We start from the raw sequence: 12072 nt of genomic DNA, 5'->3' as shown, positions 1-12072 counted from the left end.
ACCTAAAAATGCTGGATGAATGCCCCCGCGGAGAGCGTAGCTTAACGGGGGATGAAATCCCACCCACTAACTCAGATGCGAAGTAACGATTTAATTCTACAAATCTTGGGTAAAGTGTGTTATAATAGTGGTCAACCCCAGGTCGAGGGAATTATGTTAGTTGTAGAAACTAAGTTAAAGAACGGCACTCCAGAGCAATATCAAAAGCTTGATGAAGCTATTAGGACAGCACAATTTGTCAGAAACAAATGCGTTAAATATTGGATGGAGAACAAAGGGACTACAAGAAATAACTTGCAGAAACTTTGCGCTGTTTTGGCGAAAGACTCTACAACTCCTTGGGTAAACAAATTAAATTCACAAGCAAGACAATCAAGTGCAGATAGAGCATGGCAAGCCATTTCTCGATTCTANAATCAATCCATCTTCACCTCCAGTGACTAAATATTTACGATCTTGACTCAGGGTAATACTAGGAATAGAACCTTGATGAGCGGGTAAAGTTCGAGTCAGTCCACTGGTGGTAATATTCCAAATCGAAAGGCTTCCGTTACTATTCCCAACAATAATATAAGGATAGGATAAAGCTAAGGCTAAAATTTCTCCTGACTCTTCCGTTAAAGTGGTGGCTAAAGTAAAAGAATTATTCACCGCAGCTATTGTATTAGAAGAGTTTGAGGGTGAAGGAGAAGAATTGAGATCGGGATTAGTTGTAATAGGTGCAGAATTATTTGGGGGAGTTGGAATTGAAGATAATCTCGCCGTTTTTCGCCAATCTGAAAAATAATTAATCGGAATTCCGGCGGAAACAATTTTGTCAGGATTCGTACCTAACTGAACAATTCCATTAACTCCAATTACCTTTCCTTCTGCATCTAAAATCGGGCCGCCACTCATCCCACTTCTGACTAAATTCGTGTAAACTAAACTATATCCTAAACGGGGTTGTTGACGTTCGCTGAGAGTGCCATTGGTACTTAAAAAAAGTCGCTGTCCTAGAGAACTCCCCGAACGGGGCCATCCAGCAACATACACAGAACTACCTGGAACAACTTGATTGGCATCAGCCGGAATTGCTACTCGATATCGTTGGGAACTACTAAAGGGAACCAGGGCTAAATCGAGGTTAGGAAGTTGTTGAATTAAACTATAATAAACAGAGTAGCGTTTACCATCGGCGGTGACAATTTCATAGTCTCCGACCCGATTAACAACGTGCCAATTGGTTAACACATAATAGGTATTTCCTTGTTTTTCGACAATAAATCCCGAACCGCCTTTCGGCCCATCAATTCTAACAGTAATTTCCCCAGCAATTGTATTTACTTCTGCGGGAGATAGAGCAATTTCTTGGGAAATAGGAATCACCGCCGGAACAGATTGTGGGAGGAAGAGAACCGGAATACCCATCAAGGGAATACTAAGGGCAATTGCACCCCGATTTTGATGAAAAAGCTTAACAATTTTTGAGAGTAAATTCATATTGAATTCAACAGATTAAACAATAAAAGTTTAGAAATTAGGAACCCTTGATATGATCAAGTTTAACGTAAGATTGGCGTTTATTGCTAGTGTCCTTGTTGCCACATTGTTTGGATGTAATTCAGGACAGTCTTCTTCAACGTCTAATTCAAGAATCCCTCAACGGTTTGTAGCCGTAACTCAAATTGTAGAACATCCCTCTTTAGATGCGACGCGAGAGGGAATTAAAGATGAATTAGCGGCGGCGGGATTGAAAGCGGGAGACAGCTTAAAATGGGAGTGGGAAAGTGCCCAAGGCAACCCTTCAACAGCAACACAAATTGCCAGTAAATTTGCTGGGGAAAATCCTGATGTTGTGGTGGCAATTGCCACGCCTTCTGCCCAAGCATCGGTGGCTATTGTGAGAAATATTCCGGTAATTTTTACGGCTGTTACTGACCCTATTGGGGCAAAATTAGTGAATAATTTAGAAAAACCCGGAGGGTTAGTAACGGGGGTAACGGATTTATCTCCCCTTGACAAACAGCTTGATTTAATTCAAGAAATCACGCCAACGGTGAAACGACTGGGAGTGATTTATAATGCTGGGGAGGCGAACTCGGTTTCTTTAATTGAATTATTGAAAACAGAGGCTACAAAACGGGGATTAACGGTAATAGAAGCGACGGCAAATCGTTCGAGTGATGTGGCAACTTCTGCCCGGAGTTTAGTAGGAAAAGTCGAGGCTATTTATATTCCAACGGATAATACGATTGTGTCAGCGTTAGAGTCGGTGATTCAAGTGGGAATTGACAATAAAATTCCGGTTTATGCCGGAGATACGGATTCTGTAAAACGGGGGGCGATGGCGGGATTAAGTTTTAATTATTATCAGGTTGGACGACAAACCGGAAAGTTGGTTTTGCGGGTTTTAAATGGGGAAAGTCCCGGTAATATTCCGGTTGAATCGGTGGAAAAATTAGAGTTATTTATTAATCCTAAATCTGCAACAGCAATGGGCGTTAAAATTCCTGATTCTGTGTTAAAAAAAGCGGATAAAAGGATTGAATAAATTTAGAATGGGCTTCGCCCATCCTCCAGGGATAACAGTTACCAAGACAGTTAGAAAGTCTTTTCCTTCGTTGTTCCCTGTTCCCTGTTCCCTGTTCCCTGTTCCCTGTTCCCTACTCTATTTTAACTAATTTGAATTAAAGGTAAACGGACAATAAAAGTTGTTCCGATGCCAATTTTACTATCCAGCCAAATATCCCCTCCATGAGCCTCCACGCAATGTTTAACAATGGCTAATCCTAAACCTGTACCGGGAATCGAACCTACATTTTTAGCGCGGTGGAAGGGTTCAAAGAGTTGGGAAAATGAATCCGCAGGAATACCAATACCTTGATCTTGAATACAGAAGTGAATCATCTGATCTTGAATAATCACATTAAATTGAACACTCTGGGATTGAGGAGAATATTTAAGAGCATTTTCTAATAAATTAATTAAAATTCTTCTCAATAATTTGGGATCAACAAATACGTCTTTAACAGATAAGTTAAAACTCAGATTAATTGGAGATTCATCTGTGCTATCGAGTTGCATTTCTTCAAGCAGTTGCCGACAAAAAACCTCTAAATTAATCGTTTTGGGTTGATATTGGAGTTGACCGGAATCCGCCTCACCAATTAATAAAACTTCATCTAATAATTGAGCCATATTTTTACTAGCGGATCGAATACGCTGAAACAAAGTAACTTTTTTATCAGCAGACAATTTCTGCTCATAATCTTGTAGTAATACCGTTGAAGCCAAAATTGTATTTAAGGGATTTCTAATATCATGGGAAATCATCGAAACAAACTCAGATCTCATTTGATTTTGTTCCTGAGCTTTCACTAATTCGTCAGTTCGTTCTTGAACCCGCATTTCTAATGTTTGATTCATCGCTTTTAAACTTTCTAAATTATGCTTTCGTTCAATCGCATATCTGAGAGAACGGACTAAAACACTGCCATTCACCTGTCGTTTAACTAAATAATCTTGTGCCCCTTGACGCACGGCTTTAATTGCCAATTCATCATCATTGGTATTCGTTAAAACGACAATGGGTAAACTAGGAACTTGTTCAATTAAACGGGCTAAAGATTCTAACCCTTGACTATCCGGTAGGGTTAAATCTAATAAAACCACATCAAAAATAGAGTCATTTAATTGATTGAGAGCTTCTCCTAAGCGTTTAACATGAACCAAACTGAAGGGCTCACCTAGAGAATCCTTCAGTAATTCTTGTAATAATCTGGCTTCAGCTAGGCTGTCTTCAATCAATAAGATTTTCACTGAACTAGCAGGCCTCATCGTTGAATCGCTTCCCTTCCTCTTTAAAGAGGAGAAAGATGAAGAAGAATGGACAGAATAAAGAACTTCAGAACTCGAAGGAATGGAGGCTTCAGAATAGCAGGATAAACCTTCTAACTCAGTCGAATATCCATAGTAATTTTCGGGTTTTTTCCCTGTTCCTTTATTGTTCCAAATTTGCCTCATTTTCTATCCTTCTCCTTCTCCAAAAGATATTTTAATCACAGGGTAAGGTGACAGTTTTTAGCCAAAATTCTTCAATTCCTCGAACAATTGTAAAAAGTTGGCTCAAATTTCGGGATTTGGTAATATAACAATTGACATGAAGGTTATAGCTATGATGGATATCTTCTTCATTGTGGGAAGTCGTGAGGACAACGACCGGAATTCGTTTTAAGCTTGGGTCAGCTTTAATTTCAGCGAGTACCTCACGCCCATCTTTTCGAGGTAAGTTTAAATCCAAAAGAATTAAATCGGGGCGAGGCGCGTCTGCATATTCCCCTTCTTGACGAAGAAATGCCATCGCATCTACCCCATTTCTAACCGTTACAACTTCATGAGGGAGTTGGCTATCTTTTAATGCTTCTTGGATTAAACGGATATCCGCTTTATTATCCTCGACCAAAAAGATCGTTTTGGATTTTTCGTCCATTTCGGCGCTCACGTTCGCGTCCTCCTACAGGAATTGTAAAATAGAATGTTGATCCTTGATCGAGTTCAGATTCGACCCAAATTTTCCCCCGATGGCATTCAACAATTTTTTTACAAATTGCTAATCCCATACCCGTTCCGGGGTACTCATCTCGCGTGTGTAAACGTTGGAAAATAATAAAAATTCGTTCAGCAAATTGTGAATCAATGCCAATTCCATTATCCTGAACTGAGAACAACCAAGCATCTTCAATGCGTTGCGCCCCAATATGAATTTGTGGCGGTTTTTCACTGCGAAATTTAATCGCATTTGCAATTAAATTTTGGAATAATTGCATTAATTGGGTACTATCGGCCATTACCGTTGGCATCGGATCATGGGTAATAGTAGTCCGGCTTTCAGCAATGCGTTTTCGCTGGTTTCCTAAAGCTCGATTTAAGGCCGTTTCAACTTCGGTAAATTGAAACTCAATGCCCTGCATATCCACTTTAGAATAAGCTAAAACATCATCAATTAGGGTTTGCATTAAACTCACCCCTTCAACGGCATAGGTAATGAATTCTTTGGCATCCTCATCTAGGGCTTTTTGATAGCGCATTTCCAACAATTGTACATAATTTGCCACTTGATTTAAGGGTTCTTGCAAATCATGGGAAGCCACATAAGCAAATTTTTTCAACTCAGCGTTAGACCGTTCTAAATCATGGGCTAACTGTGCTAATTCCTCCGCTTGTCGCAGTACAATATTAATAATGGCTTTTCGCAGTTCTAAGGCGGCTTTAATTTCTACCTGTTTCCAAGGTAAAGATTTTAAGCGCACGGTTTCTTTCCACTGTTCAAAGGATTTTCGAGGAGACAAAACCACTTGACCTTCCGAGTGGGTGGTTTCAAAAGCCTGTTTAGGATTTCCCCCCCATTTCACGGTTTGGATAACTTCAGGACGGAACCAGATCACATAATTTTTATTAGAAATGGGAATGGCTAACACCCCACTGGCGACCGCTTTAAACCGTTCAGCATCCGAATAAATTATAGGCAAAGAATCGGTATAAAAGGCTTCTTCTTCACTCTGTTTTCGTAACCATTGAACTAAGAAATTTAAGTCTTCTTCTGAGGGGGTTTCTCCAATTAGGGTAAATTCTCCCCCAAAGTAAATTGCTGCTCCTTGAGCATTAGTTAAATCTAAAAGATTGGGTTGATGTTTAATTAAACCATCAATAAAGTTTTCTTCCTGAGCCATATAATCAATCAAGGCCGATTGAATATTGGTTAATTGAATTCGATAGTCATAATCTTCGGTTTCTTCTCGTTCAGAAAGTTCAGAAAAAATCACTCGTCCTAAAAATTCGCAAGCTTTCCGCAGTTCATAGGAAACATATTTAGGGGTGAGATGATGACAAGCAATTAAACCCCAAAGTTTTCCTTCTTTAATTAAGGAAATCGTTAAGGAAGAACCGACTCCCATATTGTTTAAATATTGGAGATGACAAGGGGACGCACTGCGAAGAATTGAACAGGTTAAATCGGTGGGTCGATGGGTCAGAGGATTGGTTGCTGGAAACAGTTTAACGGGTTGTGCAACTGCATTTGGAATTAAACGAATCCAATTAGAACTAAACATCCGTCTCGCGGGTTTAGGAATATCGGACTCAGGATAATGTAGCCCTAAATAGGGTTCCATTTCTTCCCGTTTTTCTTCTGCAATGACTTCCCCATGTCCATCTTGATCAAATTTATATAACATCACGCGGTCAAACCCGGTGACTTTTCGGACTTCCCGCACAATAATTTGACAAAAATCTCGTAAATTTGAGGAGGCTTCGAGTTGATTAATAGAAACTCTAGCTAAATGATAAAAACTCAGAAAGGGAATATTTTCTTGTGAGGTTGCGGGTTCTAGTTCCAGAATCAAATAACCTTCTGAGTTGCGATGAAATACCCCATCAAAAATCACATAATCATCGCCTTGAATTCGCATCCAAATTTTAGTCGGGTTGATAAAATCGAGGTTATTTTGTTTTAAACCCGTTTCAATCCGTTCCATTTGGACGGGATCAAGTAAATCTTCTAAAGTGTTATGCAGCATAATTTCAGGAGCAATTCCTAAAATTGATTCAATATTGCTGCTAACTTGCAAAATTCTCAGGCTGGGTTCTTCTAAAACGAACAACACCCCATGAGGTTGAATTTGGCTTAAAATGTGGATAGGTTGTTCATCCAAACTTCTTAAGCTCAAACGATTATCCTGTTCATCTATATCTACCATAACGATTCTCCTGAATTCATATTAACCGAAAACTGAAGCTAATCTCCGTGCAGAACCTCTCTTTATCCGGTTTTGATCACTGCCTTTCCTCAGATTCTGCATCAACTGTTTTATCCCTAAATTGGAAAAGGAAACAGTTATTTATGGTGAATTCCTTAGTGTTTTGAGAGTTTTAGAAAATTTTCCTTAGCAGTTATGAACTGTTATTTCCTTAGTATAGCATTTTATAAATCCGTCAAAACAAGTTGAAATAATACTAATTTGAGATATTTCCCTATAATTCTTTATGTTTGTTTAAAAAACTATACATATTAACAGTAGGAGTCAGGAGTTATATAGCGCTACGCATTACGGTTAGGACATTTTTAAACCCTAAAACCCTTTCAATTCTTACTGTTCCCTGTTCCCTGTTCCCTGTTCCCTTTAATTCTGGAGAAATTCTGACTTTTTCATTGATTAAAAATTAGTGGCATTAATCCAGGGAATAATCGATAGATTTCTGTGGCTAATATTGCAGGGCCAACAATCACTTCATTTTGTTTTTTCTCAACCGCATTCCAAATCGCTTGAGCAATATCTTCCGGTTGACTGACCCAAGTAGAGGCTAAAGCTGAGTCCAGGCGTTGACGAAGTTGTTCAATTTCTAACTGATTTTCTCCTCGAAATTGGGCTCGTTCCATAAAATTACTATTAATAATACCCGGATGAACGGCACAGACTTGAATTCCTTTTTTAGACAGTTCTAATCGCAAGGATTCTGTTAATCCCGTCACCGCATATTTACTCGCACAATAAGCCGCCATTTGGGGTATAGGCATTTTCCCCGCAAAGGAACCGACATTAACAATTGTTCCCTGTTGTTGTTGTAAAAAATGGGGTAATAAAGTCTGAATCATATTGACATAACCAAAAAAGTTAGTATTCATTAATTGATGCCAATCTTCTAAGGTTGTATATTCAACGGATGCGGTTAAACAAATTCCAGCATTATTAACGAGAATATCGATAGTTTCATAATAATCTAAAGCTTTTTCAACTAAATATTGAACCTGTTCGATATTTGTAACATCCGTCGGAATGGCTAAGGTTGAAACCCCTAATGATAAAACTTGATCAGCAACCGCTTCTAATCGTTCCGGTTCCCGTGCTGCTAAAATAACATTGTAGCCCTTCTGTGCAAACAATAAAGCCGTTGCTTTACCCGTTCCTTGAGAGGCTCCTGTAATTAAAACCGTTGGTGTCATAGTAATTAAAGAATAAGATTCTACTTTATAGGGTAACGCATAAATCTACAAATGTGGAGATTAAGCGTTAAACTTTAGAGATCAATTTTTATCGGGAATAGAGCATAAATGCGACGTTTTTCTTCAATCTCTCCGGGTTTAGTTTGGGGGGTGGTTATTGTTGGGGTAATGGCGATTTCAGTCGGTTCAATTTTAGTTCGGCTGACGCTGAATGCTGCGGAACAAAGGGGAATGGGTTTTAGTTTAGTAATGGCAGCTTCACGGCTAAGTTTGGCTTCTATTATTTTATTACCAACGGGGTTTAAAGTTCAATGGCGATCGCTTTCTCCCCAAGCTTTAATCTATGCTTCCGCCGCCGGATTTTGTTTGGCGTTCCATTTTGCAACTTGGATTACCTAAAAATGTTGGATGAATGCCCCCGTGGAGAGCGTAGCTTAACGGGGGATGAAATCCCACCCACTAACTCAGATGCGAAGTAACGATTTAATTCTACAAATCTTGGGTAAAGTGTGTTATAATAGTGGTCAACCCCAGGTCGAGGGAATTATGTTAGTTGTAGAAACTAAGTTAAAGAACGGCACTCCAGAGCAATATCAAAAGCTTGATGAAGCTATTAGGACAGCACAATTTGTCAGAAACAAATGCGTTAAATATTGGATGGAGAACAAAGGGACTACAAGAAATAACTTGCAGAAACTTTGCGCTGTTTTGGCGAAAGACTCTACAACTCCTTGGGTAAACAAATTAAATTCACAAGCAAGACAATCAAGTGCAGATAGAGCATGGCAAGCCATTTCTCGATTCTACGCTAACTGTCGAGATTCATCAATCAGAAAGAAAGGATTTCCTAAGTTTAAAAAGTACAGTAGGTCAGTAGAATATAAAACGACTGGATACTCGCTTTCAGATGACAGGAAACAAATCACTTTCACCGATGGATTTAAAGCGGGAACTTTTGACCTGTGGTGCAGCCAGAAAAACTTAGTCTATTACTCATCTCAGCAGATTAGGCGAGTTAGAGTAGTAAAAAGAGCCGATGGATATTATTGCCAGTTTCTGATTAACTATGACCGAGAAGAAAAGCATGAATTCACTGGCTCTGTAGTAGGAATAGACTTAGGGTTAAAAGAGTTTTATACCGACTCTAATGGCAACACAGTAGAAAATTCTCGCTTCCTAAGAAAGTCGGAGAGACGCTTAAAAAAAGCTCAAAGAAGGCTATCTAAGCGTCATCGAAAAGGCTTCCGTGAGCGTCAGCCGAACGGACAGAAACAGTCCAATAACTATCACAAGCAACGGCAAAAAGTAGCTAAATTACACTTAAAAGTTTCTCGACAACGTAAAGACAGAGCTATCAAGGATGCTCTGGCGTTAGTCCAATCTAATGATTTGGTAGTTTACGAGGCTTTGAAAGTATCTAATTTGGTGAAAAATCACAAGTTAGCAAAAAGTATTAGCGATGCTTCTTGGTATCAATTCACGCAATGGGTGAATTATTTTGCCAAGATTCACAAGATAACTTGCATTGCTGTACCACCACAATTCACGACTATTGATTGTTCGGTTTGTGGGGCAAAAGTTTATAAAACATTGAGTACGAGAACTCATCAATGCCCTGATTGCCAAACAGTTTTAGATCGAGACTGGAATGCGGCAATTAATATTCTTAAAAAAGGGTTGAAATATTTGGGAGCCGATCTCAACGGTACTGTTGGGCAAACAGAAACCGACCCAAACGACTGGGGAGAGTCCGGCCTCTGGGTCTTTAACAGAGATGTTGAAGATTTAAGTCGTCTCGTTGAGCCAGTAATCTCAAGAAGTGATTCTGGGAGAATCCCCCGTCGAGCGCGAAGCTTGACGGCGGGAGTATGTCAATTCTTTATCCTATACTTCCATTGCAGCTTCGACAACATTAGTCACAACAACCCCGATTTGGGTGGCAATTTTATCAAAATTTTGGTTAAATGAAAAACTCTCTCCCCTGAAAATTATCGGGATTGGAATTGCTTTTTTAGGAGGAATTATTATTGGGTTTAGTGATACTGAAGCGGGAGGTTTTTATTCTCATCCTTTACTGGGGGATAGTTTAGCTTTAATTGGAGCTTGGACGGTCAGTTTGTATTTAATGTTTGGGCGAGAAGCCCAACAACGGGGGTTTCCCCTTGGCGGTTATGTCATCGTTGCTTATACCGTTGCTGCGATAATTTTATTACCCTTACCGTTAATTTTTGGGGTGGGTTATACCGATTATCCTTCTATCGTTTATGTCTATCTTTTATTAATGGGAATTTTCCCTCAATTAGTCGGTCATACCAGTTTTAATTGGGCGATTAATCAAATCTCTCCTACTTCCGTCACCTTGGCAATTTTATTTGAACCGATAGGAGCGAGTTTTTTAGGCTATTTATTCTTTAATGAAGTTCCGCCTGTAGCGGTATTAATTGGGGGGATAATTATTTTAATGGGAGTGGCGATCGCTGTGATTAATTCTTGATTAAAATTAGAAATATAGGGCGGTGCGTGCGCGTGGCTTACGCACCCTACCCTTGTTTTTATCTGTTATTACATTTGACTCTTTGGCTTTCTATATTTTCATTCCGAGGAATTGTGCTTAAATCCATTCCCGGTTGATAAAGTGTTTTTGCATCCCAGAGTTTAGCTCCATCTAAGTTAGCCCCGGTTATATTGGTTTTAGCATCAAAAATTACCCCGCTTAAGTCTGTTTTACTTAAATCAGCCCCACTCAAATCAGCCCCACTTAAGTTAGCATCGACAAAATTAGCATAGGGGAATTGAGCATCTTTCAAGTTAGTATTAGAAAGGTTAGCACAGGTAAAATAAGCACCTCGGAAGTTCCCGCCACTGAGGTTAGCATTACTCAGATCGGCTTGTCGTAACTGAGCATTAACTCGGCTTTGATTACTTAAATCTGCTCCTTGTAAATTACATCCTTGACAAGAACGAGCTTGACCCTTTAAAAAAACCGCCGGATCAGTTGTATTAAATTGAGCAACTGTTGGTGCTACAAAAACAACAGGCGCAAATAAAGCTAAAATTGCTAATTGTTTATATTTCATTGATCATGAACCTAAATATTTTATGATTTAATTGTTAACACATAACTACAAAAATGTCAATTCTTAAGTTAAAATGAATCCGTGAGTTTTAACTTAAATCTAAAATCAATTTAATGAGATTGGGGATCTAAAGCATCCCTTAAACCATCCCCTACTGCATTGATACTCAAAACCGTTAAAAAAATCGCTAACCCTGGAAATAATGCTAAATAGGGGGCGGTTTCTAAATAATTTTGAGCATCATAAAGCATTCTTCCCCAGGTGGGAACATCGGGGGGAAATCCTAATCCTAAAAAGCTTAATGTAGATTCTGTAATAATTGCAGTTCCGACCGCTAAAGTCGCTGCTACAATCACCGGACTTAAAACATTAGGAAGAATATGTACCCAAATTAATCGCTTAGAGGATGCACCGATAGCTTTAGCTGCGGTAATAAAATCTTGTTCTTTTGTAGTTAGAAAACTCGCCCGAACTAATCGCGCCACTGACATCCAATTTAACCCGCCAACAACGATAATAATTAATAGGAAAATACCCGTTTCTGGCCCTGCAATTTGTTTGAGGGGTTCTCGAAATAAATAAATTACTAATAATAATACAGGTAATTGGGGTAAGGAAATAAATAAATCTGTTAATCGCATCAGTAAACTATCAATAATTCCTCCATAAAATCCTGCGATCGCCCCAACTAATGTTCCTAACAAAATTGCTACGACCATCGCCGCCACACCAACAGTTAAAGAAACTCGTCCTCCGATTAATAAACGGGCTAATTGATCCTGTCCTAAATCATTTGTTCCTAAAAGATGTTTCCAACTCGGAGGAGAGAGGGAGTTAACAAAATCAATTTCTGTCGGACGAATCCCATAAATCCAAGGGCCAATAATCACAGCTAAAGTAATTAATAACAGAATAATTGTTCCTAAAAGGGCGATTTTATCTCGTTTAAATTGTCGCCAAGCAGTCTGAATTAGGGTTCTAGGTTGAGACGGTTTAATTACAGTCATATTTATC

General features: G+C 39.1%; 11 protein-coding genes. 4 read left to right on the top strand and 7 right to left on the bottom strand.

Annotated features, from left to right (window positions below; all coding sequences use genetic code 11):
- Positions 1-372: 372 nt before the first annotated feature.
- A complete protein-coding gene (locus PL8927_RS13550; RefSeq protein ID WP_231506015.1) occupies positions 373-1410 on the bottom strand; it encodes a trypsin-like peptidase domain-containing protein in 1038 nt (345 codons plus the stop codon).
- Between the two features lie 124 nt (positions 1411-1534).
- On the opposite strand from PL8927_RS13550, the gene PL8927_RS13545 reads away from it, so the two are divergent.
- Positions 1535-2533 (top strand): ABC transporter substrate-binding protein, encoded by a 999-nt coding sequence (locus PL8927_RS13545; RefSeq protein ID WP_156093192.1) that lies wholly within the window; start codon positions 1535-1537, stop codon positions 2531-2533.
- A 122-nt stretch (positions 2534-2655) separates the two neighbouring features.
- Here PL8927_RS13545 and PL8927_RS13540 read toward each other — a convergent pair whose 3' ends face one another.
- From PL8927_RS13540 to PL8927_RS13525, 4 genes are all read right to left on the bottom strand, one after another.
- Positions 2656-4005: a hybrid sensor histidine kinase/response regulator gene (locus PL8927_RS13540; RefSeq protein ID WP_231506008.1), complete on the bottom strand. Its 1350-nt coding sequence runs from the start codon at positions 4003-4005 to the stop codon at positions 2656-2658.
- A 31-nt stretch (positions 4006-4036) separates the two neighbouring features.
- On the bottom strand, positions 4037-4483 hold the full coding sequence (locus PL8927_RS13535; protein ID WP_083622345.1) for a response regulator: 447 nt from the start codon (positions 4481-4483) through the stop codon (positions 4037-4039).
- Positions 4431-6737, bottom strand: coding sequence for a sensor histidine kinase (locus PL8927_RS13530; RefSeq protein WP_083622342.1), 2307 nt, complete (start codon positions 6735-6737; stop codon positions 4431-4433). Before PL8927_RS13530 ends, PL8927_RS13535 begins: the two co-directional genes overlap by 53 nt.
- 449 nt (positions 6738-7186) lie before the next feature.
- A complete protein-coding gene (locus PL8927_RS13525; RefSeq protein WP_083622339.1) occupies positions 7187-7981 on the bottom strand; it encodes an SDR family NAD(P)-dependent oxidoreductase in 795 nt (264 codons plus the stop codon).
- Between the two features lie 108 nt (positions 7982-8089).
- Between PL8927_RS13525 and PL8927_RS13520 the strand changes: the two genes are divergently transcribed.
- From PL8927_RS13520 to PL8927_RS13510, 3 genes are all read left to right on the top strand, one after another.
- Entirely contained in the window at positions 8090-8380 is a 291-nt protein-coding gene (locus PL8927_RS13520) for a hypothetical protein (protein ID WP_083622336.1), read from the top strand.
- A 147-nt stretch (positions 8381-8527) separates the two neighbouring features.
- Complete coding sequence (locus PL8927_RS13515) at positions 8528-9949, top strand: RNA-guided endonuclease InsQ/TnpB family protein (protein ID WP_231506007.1); 1422 nt, start codon at positions 8528-8530, stop codon at positions 9947-9949.
- Positions 9876-10475, top strand: a complete 600-nt coding sequence (locus PL8927_RS13510) for a DMT family transporter (protein ID WP_083622334.1) — start codon at positions 9876-9878, stop codon at positions 10473-10475. The genes PL8927_RS13515 and PL8927_RS13510 overlap by 74 nt, the downstream gene beginning before the upstream one ends.
- Before the next feature lie 58 nt (positions 10476-10533).
- Here PL8927_RS13510 and PL8927_RS13505 read toward each other — a convergent pair whose 3' ends face one another.
- Positions 10534-11058: a pentapeptide repeat-containing protein gene (locus tag PL8927_RS13505; protein WP_083622332.1), complete on the bottom strand. Its 525-nt coding sequence runs from the start codon at positions 11056-11058 to the stop codon at positions 10534-10536.
- A gap of 110 nt (positions 11059-11168) precedes the next feature.
- Complete coding sequence (locus PL8927_RS13500) at positions 11169-12065, bottom strand: ABC transporter permease (RefSeq protein WP_083622329.1); 897 nt, start codon at positions 12063-12065, stop codon at positions 11169-11171.
- Positions 12066-12072 lie beyond the last annotated feature (7 nt).

The sequence above is a fragment of the Planktothrix serta PCC 8927 genome (assembly GCF_900010725.2).
Taxonomy (GTDB): Bacteria; Cyanobacteriota; Cyanobacteriia; order Cyanobacteriales; family Microcoleaceae; genus Planktothrix; species Planktothrix serta.
The sequence above is the reverse complement of the archived record's forward strand: the minus strand, read 5'-3'. Positions and strand labels throughout refer to the sequence as shown.

Coding starts and splice junctions, on each gene's coding strand:
- PL8927_RS13540 (WP_231506008.1), bottom strand. CDS start 4,005: ATGAGGCAAATTTGGAACAATAAAGGAACAGGGAAAAAACCCGAAAAT.
- PL8927_RS13525 (WP_083622339.1), bottom strand. CDS start 7,981: ATGACACCAACGGTTTTAATTACAGGAGCCTCTCAAGGAACGGGTAAA.
- PL8927_RS13505 (WP_083622332.1), bottom strand. CDS start 11,058: ATGAAATATAAACAATTAGCAATTTTAGCTTTATTTGCGCCTGTTGTT.
- PL8927_RS13530 (WP_083622342.1), bottom strand. CDS start 6,737: ATGGTAGATATAGATGAACAGGATAATCGTTTGAGCTTAAGAAGTTTG.
- PL8927_RS13500 (WP_083622329.1), bottom strand. CDS start 12,065: ATGACTGTAATTAAACCGTCTCAACCTAGAACCCTAATTCAGACTGCT.
- PL8927_RS13520 (WP_083622336.1), top strand. CDS start 8,090: ATGCGACGTTTTTCTTCAATCTCTCCGGGTTTAGTTTGGGGGGTGGTT.
- PL8927_RS13515 (WP_231506007.1), top strand. CDS start 8,528: ATGTTAGTTGTAGAAACTAAGTTAAAGAACGGCACTCCAGAGCAATAT.
- PL8927_RS13545 (WP_156093192.1), top strand. CDS start 1,535: ATGATCAAGTTTAACGTAAGATTGGCGTTTATTGCTAGTGTCCTTGTT.